This is a genomic window from Gordonia sp. 852002-50395_SCH5434458 (assembly GCF_001665905.1).
Classification (GTDB): Bacteria; Actinomycetota; Actinomycetes; order Mycobacteriales; family Mycobacteriaceae; genus Gordonia; species Gordonia jacobaea.
The window spans coordinates 1-19,558 of sequence record NZ_LZTC01000020.1; the positions used below are offsets into that span (position 1 = coordinate 1).

Sequence of the window (19,558 nt, forward strand, 5' to 3'; positions counted from 1 at the left end):
GAGGACGTGGAGCGTCTGCGGCTCGTGTGGGTGAGCCACAGACGCCTGACTTTCTGTTTTTTCGGGGGGTCCATCGTTGTTTTTGGGTCCATCGCCTCTGACCTGCGGTTTTGGGGGTCCATCGTCTGTGGCTGGACCTGCCGATGGACCCCTGTTTTCGCTGGTCAGGGGCGATGGACCGGGGTGGACCTCGATGGACCCCCCTGCTAACCGATATCGTGTGCCATTCGTCACAGAGATTTCGATGACCGAACCGTCGGCGATGAGGTCGGCAAGTGCGGGCGTGAGAGCGTCTCGCCAGTCCGATCGGGCGCGCATTCGGAGGTCTCGGGTGGCGAGTTCGCCGTCGCGTTCGAGCCATCGGAGGATGGCCGCGCGGGCGCGTTGCAGCTTGCGGTCGGCGATGACTTCGTCGCGTTCGGCGGCCGCGATCGCGCGTGCCTCGTTGACCTTGCGGGCGACCGCTCGCGCCTCCCGTTCGATGCGTGCGCGGGTGCGATCGGAGACCCGCATCAGCACGCCCGCGAGTTCCCAGTCGTCGAGGCTCACGGTGTGCATCCGGCCGTCGAGCACCATGAGTGCGGACGCAACTTTCGCCCGTATGAGCAACGCGTGACCGTCGAGTGGGTTGACGTCCGGGTCGTCGCGGAGCTTGCGGAGGTGATGAGTTTCCATCGCTCGGACGGCCTCGTCGGGCAGGGCGAGGCGAACCTGGCGGTCGGCCGGCACGAGGGTGCGGGGCACGGTCCACCGTTCAGGCTCGGTAGGTCGGGTGTCGGGTGCGTCGGGGTCGGCGACCGGGAGCCACAGGAACCGTTGCGCGGTGCCAGCGAGATCCGACAGCAGCGGCGCGGCGCGCTCGGGCTGCACTCCGACTGACAGGACGGCGCGGTAGGAGTGGGCCGGCACGATCAGGCGTGTGTGCTTCTGTGCGTTGGCTCCGCCGATCGACTCGCCGGAGTAGAGCTGACGAAGTGCCGACATGATGGTGGCGCCCTGGCGTGAGCCGAGAGCGGCAAGGCCGTCGACCTCGGACGCGGTGAACATGGCCCTGTTGGTCTCACGCTTGCCGTCTGCGTCGGCCGCGAACGTCCGTGCCAGCCCTTCACCGGACCCGATGGGAAGCTCGGGGAACTGCGGCAGGTTCGTCGCGTCACGCGCGGCAGCTTCGGTGGCGCCTTTGCCGTGACCCGATCGGCCGACGAACGCGACGAACACGTTGAGGCTCGCCACACCGCCGATCGTGGGTGGCAACACGACAGTCGGGTCCAGAGATGCGTTGGCGCGCAGGATCAACGAGCCGAGCAGTGCCCACGGGCCAACCATTCGGGCGCGGGCGAACGCGAGGATGTGGGCCAGGACGGGCCGGGAGTTCCAGAACTCGTCGGCGTCGGTCAGCATGCGGGTCTCCTTCGAAGGTCGGGGTGTTCGCGGTCGAACTCGGCGCGATCGCGGATCACCTTGGCTTTGGATGCCCAGCTGGTCGCGGCGGATAGGTCGTGACTCATCTCGCGCAGTCGTTGGCGGGCGAGTTTGTCGTCGGCGCGGAGCTGATCGGCCAAAGTCTCTGCCAGAGTGTGTGTTTCGTACGCCCAGGCGAGGGCGGCTCGCGCGATCGACGACCGCCAACGTGGGTCGGCGGGGTCGAGGTCGAGCCAGCCGGGGGTGGCGAACTGGGGCGAGGGCACCAGCAACCCGGCCCGCACGATGAAGGACCGGGTTGCTGGGTAGTTGACAGCCATCTACTGCGAGACCGCCAGTTTCGCGGCCGCAGTGAGGACGTCAGCGAGTTGCCGAGCCTCGTCGACCGTCAACGACACTCCGACATGCCCTCCGGCCTCAGTCGCCGGTTTCGCGAGCGTCAGCCCGACCATCGCGACGCCGTTGCCGAACAACTTGGCCGACACGTTGACCCGGGCGGTCACCCACTCTTGGTCATCCAGGAAGCTCCAGCCGACCGCGTGAGTCACCGGAACCGATGCGATGGTCGATCGGTAGCAGCTACCGGTCAGACTGGTGCCGATCTGATCACGTTCCCGATCCGCCCAGGTTGGCCGTGGCAGCGGCATCATCTTCTCGAGGTCGCCGCCATGCTTGATGAGCGTCTGGCTGTCTCCGGCCTTGGAAAGATGCGTCCACTCGGTCAGCTCGGCAGGCTCACCGCAGTGCATGTGTGCGGCGTTCCAGTCCTCGACGATCTGGTCGATGTCGTCGGCGGTGTCGTCGGGCCAGGCGCCGACGATCTGCGCTTCCTCGCCGCACTCTGCGCAGGTGAGGATCGTGGCGGCGCTGGTGTCCTTTGGCAGCGTGGTCATTCGGTCACCACCGTCTGCAGGACGAGACGGCCGTCGGCAATATCTCCGGCCAGTTCGGCGAGTGCCAGCAGATCCGTCACGTCGAAAGGCTCGATGTGCGCCATCGCGTCCAGCAGCGCGTCGCGGGCCAGATCGTCGTCGAGACCGAGCGGCATGGCTCGTCCCGTCGCTGTGAGGTGTCGCGGCAGGGGTGTAGCGTTCACGTCAGTTCTCCTCTTTCGTGGGGGTTGGAACGTCGCCCTCGGAGCCGGTGGCCGCCGGACCGGGGGCATCTTCTTGTCCGGGCCGATCAGCCCGAAGATCGTGGGATCGCGCGACATCGTCGGCGACATCCTTGGTGGCAAGAGCGAGGTCTCGCAGGCGACCGCGGTACTGGTCGGTCATGGGAGTCTCGAGCAGCACTTCGTGCAGCAGATCGGCCGCCCGCGTGAGCATCCCGACCCGGATCCGGATATCGAGGCGATCCTCGTCATCGCTGTGATCGGGACTTGCGAGCTGGGGCGCCGTCACAGCTACTCGACTCCGCTCCACCCTCTCGACCGGGCGCGTGAACCGGCGCATCTGTGATTCATCGGCACCGAGACCACAGTCTGAGTGCCCCTCGAACTGCTGGTAGCGATTCACGAAGCCGCCTGATCGGTGCGCTCGAGCGTGTTGGATGCAACCCACACGTCGATGTCCTCCTGGCGGTAGAACACCTTGCGGCCGACCTTCACGAACTTCGGCCCGTTGCCCTGAATACGGAGTTGTCCCCAGAAGCCGTCGGTCGTGCCGGGGAACCGCTCCTTCATTTCGCTCGCAGGAATCATGTCTGTTCAACTCTCCTCACCTGTGCGTGTTTCGTACCCACTTGTTTGGGTCTTGTTCAATCAGTACCGCACCACTCGACTGTTTACAAGTACCGAACTATTGTTTCGATCATGGCAACAAGACGGGTTGAGATCGGAGCTACAGGCGACACAGTGCGCCGCAACATCGCACGCATCAGAAATGACCAGCGACTGACACTGCGCCAACTCGCGGAACGACTGAACGAAACTGACCGACCACTGAGCTACACCACCCTCAGTCAGATCGAGAACGGAGCTCGCAGAGTCGACGTCGACGACCTCATGACACTGGCTGTGGCACTTGATGTTTCACCGGGCGCACTGCTAGTCAGCGAGTCCGACCAAACGACGTCGGCGACGGGACTGCCATCGGTGAGCAGCCGCGAACTCTGGCTGTTCCTCGAGGGCTACTGGTCGCCTCACGGAAGTGGCATCGACTTCGTACTCAGGTCAAGACCGGGCATGTTCCCCCGCATCAACCGATCGGTGTCCAGCACCGCGCGCAGTCTCGCTATCGAGCGGCGCGTACTCGTCGACCAGGACGCCGGGGTGCTCGAGAGCAACCGGATCGGCAATGCGGACTACATGCTCGAGGAGTGGGAGAACGATGGCGACGATTGAGGCGTACACGACGAAGGCCGGACGACGGTACCAAGTCCGTTACCGCACACCAGATCACACGCAAACGAAGAAGCGTGGATTCAAGACCAAGAGGCTCGCCGAGGCGTACGCCGCGACCGTCGAGGTCGAGAAGCTACGCGGTGAGTACATCTCGCCGACACTCGGGCGGATCACCGTAGGCGAACTCGCGCCGGCCTGGTTGTCACGCAAAGAATCCGACGTCGCGCCTTCGAACTACCGCACACTCGAATCTGCGTGGCGCACCCACGTCGAACCGCGATGGGGTCGTCGGCGCGTCACCGACATTGACGTCGGACAAGTCGAGCAGTGGATAGCCGACCTGAACCGAGATGGTTCCGGAGCGACGACAATCATTCGCGCCTACGGCGTTCTCGCCGCGATCCTCGATGACGCGGTGAAAGCGCGGCGCGTCGTAACCAATCCGGCCCGCGGCGTGGAGAACTTGCCACGCAAGACACGCAAACGACATATCTACTTGACCGCTGACGACGTCGCGCGTCTCGCCGAGGAGTCCGGCGATCACCGGGCAATCGTCCTGACCCTTGCCTACTGCGGACTGCGCTGGGGCGAACTCGTCGCGCTGCGGATCCGGGACGTCGAGTTCCTGCGGCGACGACTCACCGTCCACGACAACGCGGTACAGCTCGGTTCCGAACACGTCGTCGGCAGAACGAAGTCACGCAAAACCCGGTCGGTACCAGTCCCCCAGTTCGTTCTCGACGAACTCGCCGTCCAGTGCCGCGGACGCGATCTGACCGAACTCGTCTTCCCAGGGCCACGCGGCGGCTACCTCGCGCGACCGAAGTCAACGCGCGGATGGTTCGCCGGCGCGGTAAAGCGTTCAGGTGTCCAAACCATCACCCCGCACGACCTGCGACACACAACAGCAAGCCTCGCCGTATCAGCTGGCGTCAACGTCCTCGCGCTCGCACGGATGCTCGGACACACCTCCGCGAAGGTCACACTCGACGTCTACGCGGACCTGTTCGACGACGACCTCGACGCCGTGGCCTCAACATTGAACGCGCGTTACTCGCCGAGTGTGCCCAAAACGTGCCCACGCGAGGCCTGACAACTCCTATCCCAGGCAGCGAAACACCCCCTCATCTGCGTAGATGAGGGGGTGTTTCTGGCGGTGGCGGAGGGATTTGAACCCTCGGTACGGGGTTACCGCACACAGCATTTCGAGTGCTGCACCTTCGGCCGCTCGGACACGCCACCGCGGAAGACTGTACCGCAGCTGGCGTCTGACACTAAATCAGCAGGTCAGCGAAGCGCATGTCACTCACCGCGCCAAACGGCTCAGTGGCCGGTGAGCTTGTTCTTCAGGCCGTCGACGCCTTCTTTGACCTTGTCGGCAACCTCAGACACCTTCTGCTTGCCTTCGGCTACAGCCTGGTCGCCCTTGCCCTCATTCTTGAGGTCGTCGTTGTTTGTCAGGCTTCCGACAGCTTCCTTGCCCCGACCCTTGAGCTCTTCTGCCTTGTTCTGTGCATCATCAGTGGTTGCCATAGAACTCTCCTTCGCGTGTGCGAACCAGAGCGCGGTTTTCGCGTCTCCTGAAACCCACCGTACACACCGTCGAAGTACGCCTGTTAGATCGAAATCTGTCCGCGTCGAAGCCTGTCCGAATCACCCTCGCACACACCTGAACTCCGATGACGTTCTCGATCGAGGGCAGGTCTCACTTGCCGAGGAGCTTGTCCTTGATCTCGCCGAACTTCTCCTTCGCCGTGCCCACAGCGCCCTGAACTTTTTCGTTCTCGGTGAACTCGGTCAACTTCTCCTTCGCTGTGCCCACCGCATCCTGAACCTTCTCGTTCTCGGTGAACTCGGTCAACTTCTCCTTCGCTGTGCCCACCGCATCCTGAACCTTCTCGTTCTCCGTGAACTCGGTGATCTTGCCCTTGACCGACTCCACGGCCTCGTTGATCTTGTCGCTTGATTCACTCATGATGTCGACTCCTCGCCATGCAGAGCCCGATGCTCCACGCTCGGTTACCAACCTGCCACACCGCGGCGACTGTGTCTTTCGGTGAGAACCCTGGTTTGTGCACGTCTCGACACCCCCAGCGATCAGGTGGTAGCCCGCCGCAGCGCGTCGACGATGCCATCGAGGTTGCGCTCGAATCGCTGCTCACGATCGCCAAAGAGAACTCGACCGGCCTCCACGACCAGCGGGACGTCGTCCCCGAGCATCTCGGTCCGATCCGACAGTGAATAGCGCGGCTCCCCCGATTGAGCGCGCTCCTGCTCTTCGATGACGAATCCGACGACAAAAGCTGTCACGAATTCGACCGCGCTCACAGCCCTTTCCAGATCGACGCCCGACGCGACGAGTTGCTCGAGCCACGGTTCCTGCGCGCGCAGCACCTCCGGGTCGGTCAATCGCGTTCCGCTGAACGTGCGCGCTCCGTCGCGATGCGCGAGGTACTCGCGACGAAGTACGCGCGCGTAGGTCGCCACCGATTCGGGCCAAACCCCCATCGGTTGCGCACGGAGTTCGGCGATCACCCGACGTTGAATCTCGGTGCCCATCTCGTCGAGCAGCGCCTGCTTGTTCTCGACGTGCCAGTAGAGCGCGGGCGCCTTGACTCCGAGTCGGGTCGCCACGGCGCGGACCGTGACGGCGTCGATGCCCTTCTCGTCGAGGAGGTCCAACGCCGCTTGCACGATGTCGGCGCGGTTCAGCCCCTTGGGTCTTCCTGTTGGCACGGTTGACAGCTTAACAAAGTTAAGGGAGTCTGGATGCAGACCCGATTTAACAAAGTTAAGGAGACTCGTCATGAAGGCAGCAATCATCACCGACGCCGGACGGACCCCGGTGCCCGGAACATTCGACGAACCGCAGGTCGTCGCGGGAACCGAGCTCTTCGAGCTCGTGGGCGCAGGCCTGCACCAGATCGTCAGGTCATTGGCGGCGGGCCGCCACTACGGAAGTTCCGGCATATATCCCCAGGTACCCGGCATCGACGCCGTGGTGCGCGCAGCGGACGGTTCTCTGCGCTACACCGGACGCATCGCACCTCCGTGGGGCACGATGGCCGAGCGCATGGCGGCACAGGACGGATTTCCTGTTCCCGACGACGCCGACCCGCTCGCAGTGGCCGCAGGGGTCAATCCTGCGGGCTCCGGATGGCTTCCGCTGCACGCCCACCGCGACGCGCGCGGCAGTTTAGGGACCGTGCTGATCCTGGGCGCGACGGGGATGTCGGGTCGCCTGGCGGTTCAGAGCGCTCGGGCCCTGGGTGCCGAGCACATCATCGCCGCCGGCCGGAACCAGGCGGTGCTGCGCAGCCTGCGCGCGCCCGACGTCGACGTCGTCGAACTCGATGTCGACGATCCGGCAGGCGCGCTAGCTGAGGCCGTTGCCGCGTCGACGCCCGACCTCGTCCTCGACTACGTCTGGGGCCCGATCGCCGAGGCCACGTTCGCGGCACTCGGACGGCAGGGATTGCACGAAGACGACGCTCACATCTCGTACGTCCAGATCGGGTCGCTCGCCGGGGCGCATGCAGCCGTACCGTCGACGCTCCTGCGATCGCGGAACATCACCATCTCGGGCAGCGGGGCGGGTTCGGTGTCGGCCGAGCAGCAGATGCGCTCGATACCAGCGGTCATCGATGCGATCGCGTCCGGCGCCCTGCAGGTGCCCTACGCAGCGTTCGGGATCGACGACGTCGAGAAGGCGTGGAGCTACGACGGACCGGAGCGCGCCGTCGTCACGCCGGGACGGGAGCGGCCAGGGGCGCACCGTCGGCGGTCTCGAGCGCCCAGTCGACGGTCTCGAGCGCCCAGTCGACGGTCTCGAGCGCCCACTCGACGGTCTCGAGCGCCCAGTCGGCGGTCTCGAGCGCCCAGTCGACGGCTCAGCCCTCGCGACGCGTGTCGAAGAAGCCGACCATCAGCTCTCGACACTCCGCCTCCCGCACCCCGCCGCGGACCTGCGGGCGGTGGGCGAGGCGAGGGTCGCGGACGACGTCCCACAGCGACCCGACGGCGCCGGTCTTGGGTTCCCAAGCGCCGAAGACCAGTGAGTCGACGCGTGAGAGCGTGATCGCTCCGGCGCACATGGTGCATGGCTCGACGGTGACCGCGATTGTGCATCCGGGCAGCCGCCACCCGTCACCGAAGGCGCGCGCGGCGGCACGTAGCACGAGGATCTCGGCGTGGGCGGTCGGGTCGGCGTCGAGTTCACGGCGATTCCCGGCACGCGCGAGTTCGACGCCCGCCGGGTCGAAGACCACGGCTCCGATGGGGACGTCGTCGGGTCCGGAGGAGTCGACGGCAGCAGACAGCGCCTCACCGATCATCTGATCCCACAGGCTCATCTGATCCCGAACGCGCGACGCGTCACGCCCGCCGTTCACCTGCGGAGCCTTCAGTGTCCGAGCGAGTCGAGCACCTTCGACAGTTCGTCGGCGAATCCGAGTCGCGCGGCGATCATGCCGATCTGCTCGTCGGCGTAGAGGTCGGTATCGCCGACGATCACGCCCATCACCGCGTCGGGAAGTCCGAGGTCGGAGAGCACGCCGAGGTCGCCTTCCTCCCACGGGTCGATGTCGTCGAGCTCGTCGTCGTCGAGATCGGGGACGTCGACGTTGATGGCGTCGAGGACGTCGGCGGCGATGTCGTAGTCGATCGCGGCGGTCGCGTCGGAGATCAGCAGTCGCGCACCGCCGGGGGCCGGGCGGACGACGATGAAGAATTCGTCGTCGATGTCGAGGAGCCCGAACACGGCACCCGCTGCCCGCAGTTCACGCAATTGCGTCTCGGCGGCGGACAGGTCGGTCAGGGCAGACTCGTCGAGCGCCTTGACCTTCCAAGCGGCATCCTCGCGGACCACGGCTACCGCGAAACCCTCGATATCGTCGATCGCTTGCTGCTTGTTGGAGTCCGAAACCCCAGCGCCGGCACCTGCCATGACGCTCACGGTAGTCGAGAATCGACGCCCGCCCCAATCCCCTTCCGACTCAGGTCGCCTACACTCCGTCGCCACGCGCTCCGAGACCCGAGACCGATGTGCGAATCTGGACCTTGTGACCGAAGACAAGCAGGGCAGCCAACCGCAGACCGCGCAGGAATCACAGACGACGGCGACGACTCGACGACCGGTCTGCATCCTCGGCCTCGGACTGATCGGCGGGTCGTTCATGCAGGCCCTGGCGGCGGCCGGTCGTGACGTGTTCGGCTACAACCGCTCCGAGGCAACCGTCGACGCGGCGTCGAATTCTGGATACGACGCCTCGTCGGATCTGGTTGCGACGCTGCAACGCGCGGCAGCCGACGACGCGATCATCGTGCTGGCCACCCCGGTCACGACGATCGAGCCGCTGCTGAGTGCAATCGCCGAAACGGCACCGCGATGCCTGCTCACCGACGTCATCAGCGTCAAACAGGCTGTGGCGGAAAAGGTTTCGAGGCTTCATCCACACGCGCGCTACGTCGGAGGGCACCCGATGGCCGGGACGAGCCGGTCCGGATGGGACGCATGCGATCCGACGCTGTTCACCGATGCGATGTGGATGGTCACCACGTCCGACGACACGGACGCCGACGATTGGACCGCGGTGGCAGAGCTCGCGTTGGAGGTGTCAGCGGTTGTCGTCCCCGCGGCGCCGGACGCACACGACCGGGCCGTCGCGGCGATCTCGCACGTTCCACACCTGCTTGCCGCGGACACCGCCGCCGTCGGCGCGGGCGAGAGCAACCTTGCGTTACGCCTGGCAGCAGGCAGTTTCCGGGACGGGACGCGCGTTGCCGCGACCGAACCCACGCTGCAGCGCGCCATGATCGAGGCCAACGACATCGCCGTACTCAACGCACTCAGCGAGGCGATCGACCGTCTCGTCCAGGCACGCGACGAACTGCGCGACTCCGGCAGCGTTGCCGCTCTGATCGACGACGGACATCGCGCGCGCATGGCTTACGAGGAGATGGCGGCGCGGGGTCGGGAGCCGATTGTCGGGGTCAGCGTCGGCGCGCCCGGCTGGGCGTCGGACATGCGTAAACAGGCCCACGAGGGGCGAGTCTGGCTGGGGTGACCCCTCAGACGCGCTCGGCCAGTCCCGAGTAGTTCACGACGAAGCCGTTGTCGTCGACGGTGATCTTGGCCGTCGCGATCGGCGAGACGACGTCGATGCCGTCGGGTCCCGAGGTGTAGTGCATCTGCGCCGGCTTGACCTCGCCGGTCGGCAGGTAGACGTACGCCACCGGGATCTCGACGTCGGTCGGTGCTGTGTTCAGGCCGAATCGACGGATGGGCAGCGCGTTGAACATCGGCGACATGGCCAGGTCGACGTCCTGCGCGCCGTCGAAGTCACTGCGGATGGTGTCTCCGTTGGTGCGCACGAGCCAGAGGTTCTCGTCGTCGTGGGAGAGTCCGAGTTGGCTCTCGCCGCTCTCCCGGAGGAGGTGGATGGAGAGTCGCTTCGTCACGCCCGCGTCGTTGGTGATCAGCTCGTACGAGGCGGAAAACGCCTCCGAGTCGGCGGTAGCCGCCGAGATGATCCGACCGTATGCCTTGATGCGCAGCCCGGACACGTGCAGGCGTACCTGCTCGAGTCTGTCGACTCCGACACCACGCCAGGTGATCATCGTCTTGTACTCCCGAACCGGAGCGGTGTCGACCGATCCGCCGCTCGCTGCGGTGTCGTGATCAGGGGCTGGGGTTGTACTCACGCGTCTACGGTAGCGAGCGAGAGGCCGCTACACACATCGGATGCCGGTCTCCATCACTTCGTTACGGTCACGCGCGGCACGAAGCGGTCCGTCGGGCAGACCCTGCGTCGACCCGATCAATCGAGACGCTCTGGCCGTCGACCTTGATCTCACACGACGCCGAGCTGTTCTGTCCGGCGAGGACCAGCAGTCGTAGCGGCGCCGATCCCGCGGTGAACTCGAGGTGCCACGTGGGCGGTGGGGTGAACTCGCTGCGCAGGCCGACGTCGTCGACGTAGAGGATGGTCCCGCTGCCCTCGATGGTCGCGTCGTAGGTGACGGATCGGCCCGCGGTGTCGCTGTCGCGCGGTGCAGGCGTCGCGCCGGGCGGGAGCATCGGGTTGCCCGGCTGCTGTTGCTGGGTCGGGACGTCGGGAACGGTGGGGTCGACGATCGTCAGGGTCGCGGGCGCGTCCTGCGACTGTGCGCCGGATTGCCGTATCAGCGAGAATCCGTAGAAGACCAAACCGAGAACGACGGCTGCGACCAGCGCGAACACCACTCCCGTGCCGAACTTTCCCGGCGACTTCGGCTGACGCCGCTCGTCGTCGAAGTCCGTTGGGTCGGGTCCTGTTTCGTCGGGTGGGGGTCCACCGTGTGGGGGTGTCGCGCCTCCGGGCGCGGAGGTCTGGGGTCCGGCGGCAGTCTGCGAGGGCTGCTGGCCGGGCACGAACCGCGGCGTGCCGTCGGGGGCGAATCCGAGCGGCGGGTAGAGGCCAGGCATCAGCGGCGCGCGATAGAGGTCCTCGGGCCGCGGCCCCGCCTCCTGCTGTCCCATGCTGACGCTCCCGTCTCCACTGCCTGCCGACATCCCTGACGCCGCAATCCCTGATCCCGACGATACGGACCGCCACGACGACGCGACGGCCGGCCACGGGCATCGCGCCCGGGCCGGCCGTCGTGTGTGTTCGGTTAGACGGTGTTCTGCACGGGCGCGAACTTGAAGCGTCCGTCCTCGAACAGGAGCGGGTAGAGCAAGCCGCCGATGATGCCACCGACGAGCGGGGCAACCCAGAACACCCACAACTGTCCCGGTGCGCCGTTGCCGTTGAAGAAGGCGACGCCCGTCGAGCGTGCGGGGTTGACCGACGTGTTGGAGATCGGGATCGAGATGAGGTGGATGAGGGTCAGCGCCAAGCCGATTGCCAAGGCGCCCATACCCTTTGGTGCACGGACGTCCGTCGCGCCGAGCACGACGATCAGGAAGAACGCGGTCAGCAGGATCTCGGCCACGATGACCGCGACAAGCGTGTAGTTGCCGGGGCTGTGCTCGGCGTAGCCATTGGCAGCCATATTCCCCTCACGCGACCACCCCGGTTTGCCCGAGGCGATACCCCAGAGGGCGAGGCCCGCAAGCAGACCGCCGACGATCTGCGCGACCCAGTAGCCCGGCAGGTCGCGCCACGGAGTACGTCCGCCGACGCATGCACCGAGCGTGATGGCGGGATTGAAGTGGCCTCCGGAGATGTGACCGAGGGCGTACGCCATTGTGACCACGGTGAGACCGAAGGCGAGGGCGACGCCGAGGTAGCCGACACCCACCTGGATTCGGGTGCCGGTGTCGTCACCGACGGCCACCTCTTTCGCGGCAAAGATCGCGGTACCGCAACCGCCGAAGACCAGCCAGAACGTGCCGAACAACTCGGCAGTGATTTTTGCAATGGGCGAAGGCATAGAGTTCCTCTCGTCGTACGACTCGGGACCGGATGTCACATCAAGCACTTCTGCCACTTCAGTACATCACCGATGATTGCAGATTCTCAGTGTCCGATTCACAACAGTGACCTCGGCGAGACCATGTGCAGACCTGCGCTCCGGTCGACGCCGGACGCGATCCGTCGACGACAAACTCCCCGCCACCGAGTACCGGTGACGGGGAGTGTGTGGTGCGCCCGTAGGGATTCGAACCCCAAACCTTCTGATCCGTAGTCAGATGCTCTATCCGTTGAGCTACGGGCGCGTAGCGTTATTCAGTTCTCCGCGGTCGAGGCTGACTGCGGTGGCGGAGGCGAGAGGATTTGAACCTCCGGTCCCGTTTTAGCGAGACAACTCATTAGCAGTGAGTCCCATTCGGCCGCTCTGGCACGCCTCCTTGGCGGAGTCCTTTCGAACTGCCGAGTGGAAAGATTACACACGGTCATCAGTCCGAAGCAAACCGCGAGCTACGGGGCGCGACGACCTGCATGGACAGACCCTCGCAAAGGCGTCGTGGAGCACGGGCAGACGGCGTCTCGCATGAGCCGGTTTCGGCATGGGCACGCTCGCGTCCTACATTTGACGTGTGAGTTTCCGCCTTCGCCTTCACCTCGAAGAACTGCCCGTCTACGTGCCCGGTGCCACTTTTCCCGGCGCGATCAAACTCGCGAGCAACGAGGTGACGTTCGGGCCGCTGCCCAGCGTCGAGCAGGCCATCACCGACTCGCTGCAGACCATCAACCGCTACCCCGACAACGGCATGGTGGAGTTGACGGCCTCGCTCGCCAAGCGTCTGGGCGTGACCGAGGACGAGATCCAGGTCGGCTGCGGCTCGGTCAGCCTGTGCCAGAACCTCGTGACAATCACGTGCGAGCCGGGCGACGAGGTCTTGTTCGGGTGGCGGTCGTTCGAGACCTATCCCCTGGCGACCCGTCTCGTCGGAGCTGTGCCCGTGCAGATCCCACTGACCGACGAGCTCAGCTACGACCTCCCCGCGATGGCCGACGCGATCACCGACCGCACACGCCTGATCTTCGTCTGCAACCCGAACAACCCGACGGGGACCATCGTCGACGCCGACAGCCTGCGGACGTTCCTGGCGAAGGTTCCCAGCGACGTCGTCGTTGCTCTCGACGAGGCGTACTTCGAGTACATGCGACCGTCGCAGACGCAGGCGTACGACGCCATCGAACTGCACCGCGAGTATCCCAATCTGGTTGTGCTGCGGACATTCTCGAAGGCGTACGGACTCGCGGGGCTGCGCGTCGGATATGCGATCGCGCATCCCGAGGTCATCACCGCGCTCGGCAAGGCTCACGTACCGTTCTCCGTGAACTCGGTGGCCCAGGCCGCGGCCATCGCAAGCCTCGACGCCGACGACGAGCTGCTCGCGCGCACCGAGGCGATCGTCGAGGAGCGCACCAGAGTCGCAGAGCAATTGCGCGACATGGGATATCGCGTCCCGGCGACGCAGGCGAACTTCGTCTGGATCGAACTCGGCGACGCGACAACCGATTTCGCTGCCGCCGCGCGCGACGCAGGCGTGATCATCCGACCCTTCGCCGGCGACGGCGTGCGCGTGACCGTCACCGAGGCCGAGGATAACGACGCCTTCCTAACCTTCGCCACCCGCTGGGCCGAGGACCACTCGGCGGGATAAGGCGCACAGTCGACGGGATAAGACGCCCATTCGACGGTCTGGAGCGCCCAGTCGACGGTCCCGAGCGCACCGTCGACAGTCCCGAGCGCACAGTCGACGGGATAAGACGCCCAGTCGACGGTCCCGAGCGCCCAGTCGACCGTGCGGTCACCGTCGAGTGGGCGCCCCATACGGCCGAGTGGGCGCCTAAAACGGCCGAGTGGGCGCCGCGCGGCTCAGTACAGGCCGCGCGAGACGGTGCGCCAGGCGGCGGGGAGGTCTTGCTCCCAGTAGGCCCAGGTGTGCGTGCCGATCAGGCGGAAGCCGTCGGTGTAGCGCACGTTGTTGGCGCGCATCGTCGCGGCGAACTCCAGCGAGCAGCGGTAGGCCCCCAGCTCGAGCGCCGACGACGACGCCGTCACGGCCTCGGGTGGGCCCTCGTCGGGTTCGATCCGACGCTGCAGGTCGAGCGGGCCGATGGCGCCTGATCCGGCGGCCAAGAATATGTCCTTGCCGCGCAGTGCGTCGAGGTGCTTGGCCGGATCGTGAGCGTCCCAGCCTGCGGAGCCGAACGGGCCCCACATGTTCGTCGCGTCGCCGCCGTCGCGGCCGACCGTCGTGCGTACGTATGCCTCATTGGCAGCGCCGGAGACCGGCGGACAGCCCGACAGCGAGGCGAGTCCGCTGTAGGTCGACGGATGACGGATGGTGAGTGCGAAAGCCGCCTGGCCGCCCATCGACAGGCCGATGATCGCGTTGCGCCCATTGCCGTCGAATTTCTTGTCGACCAGCGGAGGGAGCTCCTTCGCCAGGAAGGTCTCCCACATGGGTTGTCCCACTTTGGGATCGCGCTTTTGCCAGTCGGTGTAGAAGCTGCCCTTACCGCCGGTCGGCAGCACCACGTTGACATTCTTGCCCGCGAAGAAGCGGCCCGCGTGGCCCTTGGTGATCCAGTCGCTCACGTCGCCCTCGGCTCCGGCGCCGTCGAGCATGTAGACGGTTGGTCGCGGACCCGACGCATTTGCGGGGGTCAGCACCGACAGCTTGATCTTCGTCTTCATCGACGGCGACGTGACCCAGACGTCGGTCCTGAGCGGTCCCAGCTTCTCAACCTTCGCGATCTTCGCGACGGGCACGGGTGCTGCGTCCGCCACGGCGGGAACGCCGGTGAGTAGCGCGGAGAATCCGACAAGCGCGGTCGCGAGCACGGCAGATCGTCGAATCACCGACCCACTACCTCCCGTGCGCCGACGCGCAGCCGTGATCCTCCAACGCCCACCCATGCAAGTGTCTCCTCGAACTCTTCGGAGTGCACCGACCATCCAGGTCGGGCACTCGCGATCGTGCGCATCTCATCGTCGTGCGCACATCTTGAAATGTCAGGACGGCCCGCATCAGTGGGTTCCCCTCCCACTGCGGCCGGTGTCGTCCACAGGGTACGTGTCGTTCCTGGCAACCAACATCCCCGAACCGTCTTCGCGCAACGTCGACATAAGGTTGTTATTGTGACGACACCAAAGGATCTGGATAGTTCGACGAAGTCCGCAGGTGAGCGCGGTATGGGTGTCGGAGATTTCGCATTCGTCGCCGAGGTCCCCGTGCGATGGTCGGACATGGATGCCTTTGGTCACATCAACCACGCGCGGATGGTCACCCTCATGGAGGAGGCCCGCATCCAATGGTTGGTCATGGCAACCACTCTGGCTGCTGAAGCCGACACACCGACCGGGTCCCAGGCGGAACTGATCAAGAGCGCGATGATCGTCCACGTCGAGATCAGATACCAGAGCCAACTACGGCACGACGATTCGCCGTTGCGGATTGGCATGTGGATCAAGGGTTTTCGATCGGTCGACTTCACCATCGGCTATGAGATCCGCGGCGCGCACGCCGAGGACGATTCCAAACCCGCCTGTGTCGCGAGCACCCAGATGGCCGTCGTCGACGTTGAGGCACACTCGCTTCGACGACTCACCGGCGTCGAAAAAGATCACCTGCGGTCCTGGTCACGCGCCTGAAGCGACGCGGGTCAGGACGGCTCGTAGCGGGCGGGTAGCTCCCGCGGCACGGCAGGCGAAATGCGTGCGATGTTGCCCTCGAGGACGTCGCGGTAGATACGCAACTGCTCCTCGCCGCTGCGCACCTGCTCGGTCAGACGTTTGGCGTTGTCGACGGAGATCTCCCGGTCGCCCGACCTGGCGATGAGCGCGTCGATCCGGTCGTCGATGGTTGCGGCCCTGTTGTATTCGGACAGGATCTGCAGTTCGACGGCGGCCGACTCGACGACGTACGCGACGTCGCCGAGCGCCTGCACACGGTCGATGAGCTCGGTCCAGACCGGCCGCAATACCGTTTCACGACGATCGATCTGGGCGGCGAACGAGGCGTCGAATCCGCCGTTTCGCTTGGCGCGGTCGAGGTCGATCCGCACCGAGCGCAGCGCGATGACGTCGGCGACGATCTCGGCGAGTTCGGCGTGCAGATTGACCTGCGTGCGCTGCACGGCGAAGTGGTCGGACCGCCACGCCGGATTGCGCATGATGCGGTCGTAGTAGTGGGCGGCGAGGAACATCAGCGTCTCGTAGCCGTCGACGAAGTTCGCCACACCGGACAGCGGTGAGGCGGGGTTTCTCGGCGAAGCGGGAGTTCCGTCGACGGCGGCGACGCGGTTAGCCCACTCCCCGGCCTGCGGATATCCCGAGCGGGCGGCGACCTGTCCGACGACGCCCGCGATCCGTTCGACAGCCGCCGTTCCCGCACGACGCATCGGGTTCGACGTGTTCACGTTCGGGGTCGGTGTGCAGAGCAGTCCGGCGAACAGGCGCTCCCGCTCTTCGATCTCGAGGTACACGTTCTCTCGACGTTCCCTACGGATGGCGCGCGTACTACCTGCGAAAACACCCTTCGCGGTCACGATCAGCTTGCGCGAGTCGTCGCGCCGACGCAGCAGCCCGTTGAGACGCCCGCGCATCAGCGTCACGACCATTCCGGGCACCATCGGGGCGTCGAGTTGGCTTTCGAGCTGGACGATCGCCCGCTGGAGTCGACGCAACTCACCGAAACCCGTGGGCAGCGTCGGTACAGGCAATCCGGAAGAGATTCGGCGGACCAGGATCGCCCGGCCTGCCGGGGTGAGATACCCCGACGCCACGAGCAGTGCGGCGGCATCGGAGAGTTCGGGGCGTTCACCGGCGACGGCCGATCGCTCACACCAGCTGCGGATCTGAGCACTGCTGTCGCCACCCCGCTGGGCCGCGCTCTTGTCGATCATCGTCGTAACGCCTTTGGTTCGGGACCGTCTTGCGGGCGAGAGTAGTCAGTTCACCCCGCCGCGTTCCCAGATTCTACCTGCGCAATTCGGGTGCCCGAGGCGTCGGCGCACGCCACAGCGGTCGGGTCGCGCGGTGCAGCGCCCACGCGACGGGGATGCTGATCGCGGTTGTCACCACGAACGCCACCACGACGTTGCCGCTGAACACGCGATAGTTCAGCAGGTCCATGACCACTTCGAGTACGAGTACGTGCACGAGGAAGAACTCGTAGGAGATCTCGCCGAGCCACACGACGGGACGGCTGCCGCACAGCCGAGCCCACGGCGACGACTGGTCGGTGGCGGTGAGCGGACCAACCATTCCGACGGCGATGACGAGGTAGAGCAGATGCTTGACGATGGTGGCCGACGCCGTGCTCGGCGTGATCGTCGGCTCTCCTGCCAGCGGCAGACCCGACACGAGGAACGCGACACCCGCGGCCGTGAGCCAGAACCAGGTGTTCCACTTGGCGACGAGCGGCGCACAGACCGCCAGGACCATGCCGGCGACGAACCATCCGAGGAAAGCAGGCGCCCAGAGTCGGGCTGTCGGATCGGCGTCGGGATTGCCGTCGACGAGCACCGACCACACCGGACTGACCAGCCCGATCACGAGCAGCCCACCGATGAGCAGATCGGGTCGCCAGCGACGTCGGCACACGACGACGATCAGCAGCCAGGCGATCACCGGCAGGAGCAGGTAGAACACGACTTCTGCTGCGAGACTCCACATCTGGGTCAGGCCGGCATGCAGGTGGCCGATGCCGTAGACCTGCGTCAGGGTCATGTTTCGCCAGAAACCCGACCAGCCAACGCCTGTCACCGCGGCCTCGCCACCCGGCGAATACCAGCCGTAGATGAGGTAGACCGCGATCACCGTGATCCAGTACGCGGGCAGGATTCGCCGTGCGCGATGCCAGAAGTAGCGTCGAGTCGACGGTGGGGCCGAGCCCTTCTGCAGCGGCCGAATCCACTCCGAGAACAGCAGAAACCCCGAGAGCACGAAGAAGATGGCGACGCCGACCTCGAACCGAGAGAAGAGGCGTCCGACGTAGTCGTCGGTGTAGTTGCCGGTCCAGAAGGCCGCATGTGTCAGGCAGACCGCGGCCGCAGCCAGCGCACGCACTCCGGTGAGAGACGGGATGCGGTGGGCCATGGGCCGATCCTGCCAGGTCGAGCGAGCGCGGCAGCGTCGAGGACCTCTCGTCGCGTGGCAGGATGACGTCATGGGAGACGAGCGCATCCAGGGCCAGATCTGGCGCGATGGCAAGAAGGTCGACGGATTCTCCCTCGAATCGGTCTCCGACCTCATCGGCGAGTCCGACACCGTCGTGTGGGCCGACCTGCAGTGCCCGACCCATGAGACGCTCTCTTCGCTCGCAGACGAACTCGGGTTGAACAAGTTCGCCATCGAAGACACGATCTCGGCCGCCGAGCGCGTCAAGACCGTCACCTACAGCGACCACACCTTCATCATGGTGTACGGCATCGAGATGAAAACGTCTGCGACACAGAATGTTCGACGCTCCGACAGCGATTCCGACGACGACGCTGACGACGACTCCGACGATCCACCACCTCCGAGGTCGGGGGTGGTCGCCAACAACGGGCAGAATCAGCGCGCCAAATCCTTTACATTGCACCGCATCTCGATCTTCATCAAGGACAACGCCGTCATCACGGTGCGTATGCATCCGGGCGACGGGATCAAGACCGTGGTGGAACGCTGCGAGGACACGAACGCCGCGTCGCTCGGGGTCGGCGGGTTGCTCTACGTGGTGCTCGACGTCGTGGTCGACGGCCACTTCGACGCGGTCCAGGTACTCGACGACCAGATCGAGGAGCTCGAGGACTATTTGTTCGACGAGTCCGTTCCCAACGTGAGTCTGCAACGTCGGACGTATGACCTGCGCAAGGATCTCGTGGTGCTGCGGCGGGTGGTGCTCCCGATGCGCGAGGTGGTCGGCACCATCCAGCGACACCGCTACCAGGATCGCGGAGAACACGCGGCCGAGCTCGACCCCAACTACTCCGACCTCTACGACCACGTGCTGCGCGCCGCCGAGTGGACCGAGTCACTGCGCGACATGCTCAGCAGCGTCTTCGAGACGAACCTCTCGTTGATGGACGCGCGGCTCAACACCGTGATGAAGAAGTTGACCGCGTGGGCCGCGATCATCGCTGTGCCGACCCTCATCACCGGCTACTACGGACAGAACGTGCTGTTCCCCGGATACAGCACGTCGTGGGGTGTCTGGGTCAGTGCGATCCTGATCGTCGGGTCTGTCATCGTGCTCTACATCAACTTCCGCAAGCGGGATTGGCTGTAGTCACGCGGGGTGTCGGTGTGCGACACGCTCGAATTGGAATCTGAAACCTCTTGTCCCGTATTGTTTTCGAACGTGCT

At 65.4% G+C, this 19,558-nt stretch carries 23 protein-coding genes, 3 tRNA genes and 1 pseudogene; 8 read left to right on the forward strand and 19 right to left on the reverse strand.

The features are described from left to right. The 4 genes from A5785_RS04005 to A5785_RS23205 all read right to left on the reverse strand — a co-directional run. Positions 1–1,401 (reverse strand): hypothetical protein (locus A5785_RS04005; protein WP_064864680.1); only part of this gene is annotated, 1,401 nt, incomplete at its 3' end. Next, positions 1,395–1,742 carry a hypothetical protein gene (locus tag A5785_RS04010; protein ID WP_064864682.1) on the reverse strand — a complete coding sequence of 116 codons (348 nt, stop codon included), beginning with the start codon at positions 1,740–1,742 and terminating at the stop codon, positions 1,395–1,397. The genes A5785_RS04010 and A5785_RS04005, both read right to left, overlap by 7 nt. Next, positions 1,743–2,315 carry a hypothetical protein gene (locus A5785_RS04015; protein ID WP_064864684.1) on the reverse strand — a complete coding sequence of 191 codons (573 nt, stop codon included), beginning with the start codon at positions 2,313–2,315 and terminating at the stop codon, positions 1,743–1,745. After that, the gene (locus tag A5785_RS23205; protein ID WP_156525439.1) at positions 2,312–2,518 is read right to left on the reverse strand and encodes a hypothetical protein; all 207 of its coding nucleotides are present in this window, start codon (positions 2,516–2,518) and stop codon (positions 2,312–2,314) included. Before A5785_RS23205 ends, A5785_RS04015 begins: the two co-directional genes overlap by 4 nt. A 100-nt stretch (positions 2,519–2,618) precedes the next feature. On the opposite strand from A5785_RS23205, the gene A5785_RS23210 reads away from it, so the two are divergent. Continuing rightward, positions 2,619–2,882, forward strand: coding sequence for a hypothetical protein (locus A5785_RS23210; protein WP_156525438.1), 264 nt, complete (start codon positions 2,619–2,621; stop codon positions 2,880–2,882). 53 nt (positions 2,883–2,935) lie between these two features. On the opposite strand, the gene A5785_RS04025 is transcribed toward A5785_RS23210, so the two are convergent. Continuing rightward, complete coding sequence (locus A5785_RS04025; protein WP_064864691.1) at positions 2,936–3,124, reverse strand: hypothetical protein; 189 nt, start codon at positions 3,122–3,124, stop codon at positions 2,936–2,938. Positions 3,125–3,235: 111 nt separating this feature from the next. Between A5785_RS04025 and A5785_RS04030 the strand changes: the two genes are divergently transcribed. Both A5785_RS04030 and A5785_RS04035 read left to right on the forward strand, forming a co-directional pair. After that, positions 3,236–3,766: a helix-turn-helix domain-containing protein gene (locus A5785_RS04030; protein ID WP_082938004.1), complete on the forward strand. Its 531-nt coding sequence runs from the start codon at positions 3,236–3,238 to the stop codon at positions 3,764–3,766. Next, positions 3,753–4,859 (forward strand): tyrosine-type recombinase/integrase, encoded by a 1,107-nt coding sequence (locus tag A5785_RS04035; RefSeq protein ID WP_064864695.1) that lies wholly within the window; start codon positions 3,753–3,755, stop codon positions 4,857–4,859. The genes A5785_RS04030 and A5785_RS04035 overlap by 14 nt, the downstream gene beginning before the upstream one ends. A 58-nt stretch (positions 4,860–4,917) precedes the next feature. Here the strand turns inward: A5785_RS04035 and A5785_RS04040 are convergent. The 4 genes from A5785_RS04040 to A5785_RS04055 all read right to left on the reverse strand — a co-directional run bounded on the left by A5785_RS04040 (position 4,918) and on the right by A5785_RS04055 (position 6,502). Continuing rightward, positions 4,918–5,008, reverse strand: a tRNA-Ser gene (locus A5785_RS04040). A gap of 81 nt (positions 5,009–5,089) precedes the next feature. After that, positions 5,090–5,299, reverse strand: a complete 210-nt coding sequence (locus tag A5785_RS04045) for a CsbD family protein (protein WP_049700151.1) — start codon at positions 5,297–5,299, stop codon at positions 5,090–5,092. Positions 5,300–5,471: 172 nt separating this feature from the next. Beyond that, positions 5,472–5,741 carry a hypothetical protein gene (locus A5785_RS04050; protein WP_049700152.1) on the reverse strand — a complete coding sequence of 90 codons (270 nt, stop codon included), beginning with the start codon at positions 5,739–5,741 and terminating at the stop codon, positions 5,472–5,474. A gap of 122 nt (positions 5,742–5,863) precedes the next feature. Then, complete coding sequence (locus tag A5785_RS04055) at positions 5,864–6,502, reverse strand: TetR/AcrR family transcriptional regulator C-terminal domain-containing protein (RefSeq protein WP_049700153.1); 639 nt, start codon at positions 6,500–6,502, stop codon at positions 5,864–5,866. Positions 6,503–6,839: 337 nt separating this feature from the next. On the opposite strand from A5785_RS04055, the pseudogene A5785_RS23875 reads away from it, so the two are divergent. Beyond that, positions 6,840–7,175 (forward strand): annotated as a pseudogene (locus A5785_RS23875) (NAD-dependent epimerase/dehydratase family protein); the annotation flags it as partial. A 481-nt stretch (positions 7,176–7,656) separates the two neighbouring features. On the opposite strand, the gene A5785_RS22795 reads toward A5785_RS23875, so the two are convergent. Both A5785_RS22795 and A5785_RS04070 read right to left on the reverse strand, forming a co-directional pair. Continuing rightward, entirely contained in the window at positions 7,657–8,118 is a 462-nt protein-coding gene (locus A5785_RS22795; RefSeq protein ID WP_082938012.1) for a nucleoside deaminase, read from the reverse strand. Positions 8,119–8,168: 50 nt separating this feature from the next. After that, entirely contained in the window at positions 8,169–8,711 is a 543-nt protein-coding gene (locus A5785_RS04070) for a tRNA adenosine deaminase-associated protein (protein WP_005208124.1), read from the reverse strand. Between the two features lie 115 nt (positions 8,712–8,826). On the opposite strand from A5785_RS04070, the gene A5785_RS04075 reads away from it, so the two are divergent. Next, the gene (locus A5785_RS04075; protein WP_082938005.1) at positions 8,827–9,831 is read left to right on the forward strand and encodes a prephenate dehydrogenase; all 1,005 of its coding nucleotides are present in this window, start codon (positions 8,827–8,829) and stop codon (positions 9,829–9,831) included. A gap of 4 nt (positions 9,832–9,835) precedes the next feature. Here A5785_RS04075 and A5785_RS04080 read toward each other — a convergent pair whose 3' ends face one another. From A5785_RS04080 to A5785_RS04100, 5 genes are all read right to left on the reverse strand, one after another. After that, entirely contained in the window at positions 9,836–10,384 is a 549-nt protein-coding gene (locus tag A5785_RS04080) for a putative glycolipid-binding domain-containing protein (RefSeq protein ID WP_049700292.1), read from the reverse strand. 151 nt (positions 10,385–10,535) lie between these two features. Further along, the gene (locus A5785_RS04085; RefSeq protein WP_049700293.1) at positions 10,536–11,285 is read right to left on the reverse strand and encodes a hypothetical protein; all 750 of its coding nucleotides are present in this window, start codon (positions 11,283–11,285) and stop codon (positions 10,536–10,538) included. 134 nt (positions 11,286–11,419) lie between these two features. Continuing rightward, positions 11,420–12,181 (reverse strand): aquaporin Z, encoded by a 762-nt coding sequence (aqpZ, locus tag A5785_RS04090; RefSeq protein WP_049700155.1) that lies wholly within the window; start codon positions 12,179–12,181, stop codon positions 11,420–11,422. 210 nt (positions 12,182–12,391) lie between these two features. Next, positions 12,392–12,467, reverse strand: a tRNA-Arg gene (locus A5785_RS04095). A gap of 40 nt (positions 12,468–12,507) precedes the next feature. Next, positions 12,508–12,599 (reverse strand) — tRNA-Ser (locus A5785_RS04100). A 189-nt stretch (positions 12,600–12,788) separates the two neighbouring features. Between A5785_RS04100 and hisC the strand changes: the two genes are divergently transcribed. After that, the gene (hisC, locus tag A5785_RS04105; RefSeq protein WP_049700156.1) at positions 12,789–13,862 is read left to right on the forward strand and encodes a histidinol-phosphate transaminase; all 1,074 of its coding nucleotides are present in this window, start codon (positions 12,789–12,791) and stop codon (positions 13,860–13,862) included. Positions 13,863–14,077: 215 nt separating this feature from the next. Here the strand turns inward: hisC and A5785_RS04110 are convergent, their stop codons facing one another. Further along, on the reverse strand, positions 14,078–15,124 hold the full coding sequence (locus A5785_RS04110) for an alpha/beta hydrolase (protein WP_231894224.1): 1,047 nt from the start codon (positions 15,122–15,124) through the stop codon (positions 14,078–14,080). A gap of 276 nt (positions 15,125–15,400) precedes the next feature. On the opposite strand from A5785_RS04110, the gene A5785_RS04115 reads away from it, so the two are divergent. Then, positions 15,401–15,859 carry an acyl-CoA thioesterase gene (locus A5785_RS04115; protein ID WP_049700158.1) on the forward strand — a complete coding sequence of 153 codons (459 nt, stop codon included), beginning with the start codon at positions 15,401–15,403 and terminating at the stop codon, positions 15,857–15,859. 11 nt (positions 15,860–15,870) lie between these two features. On the opposite strand, the gene A5785_RS04120 is transcribed toward A5785_RS04115, so the two are convergent. Both A5785_RS04120 and A5785_RS04125 read right to left on the reverse strand, forming a co-directional pair. Next, positions 15,871–17,112 (reverse strand): hypothetical protein, encoded by a 1,242-nt coding sequence (locus tag A5785_RS04120; RefSeq protein ID WP_049700159.1) that lies wholly within the window; start codon positions 17,110–17,112, stop codon positions 15,871–15,873. 73 nt (positions 17,113–17,185) lie between these two features. Further along, positions 17,186–18,307 (reverse strand): acyltransferase family protein, encoded by a 1,122-nt coding sequence (locus A5785_RS04125; RefSeq protein ID WP_049700160.1) that lies wholly within the window; start codon positions 18,305–18,307, stop codon positions 17,186–17,188. A 70-nt stretch (positions 18,308–18,377) separates the two neighbouring features. Between A5785_RS04125 and A5785_RS04130 the strand changes: the two genes are divergently transcribed. Then, positions 18,378–19,481: a magnesium transporter CorA family protein gene (locus A5785_RS04130; RefSeq protein WP_049700161.1), complete on the forward strand. Its 1,104-nt coding sequence runs from the start codon at positions 18,378–18,380 to the stop codon at positions 19,479–19,481. Positions 19,482–19,558 lie beyond the last annotated feature (77 nt).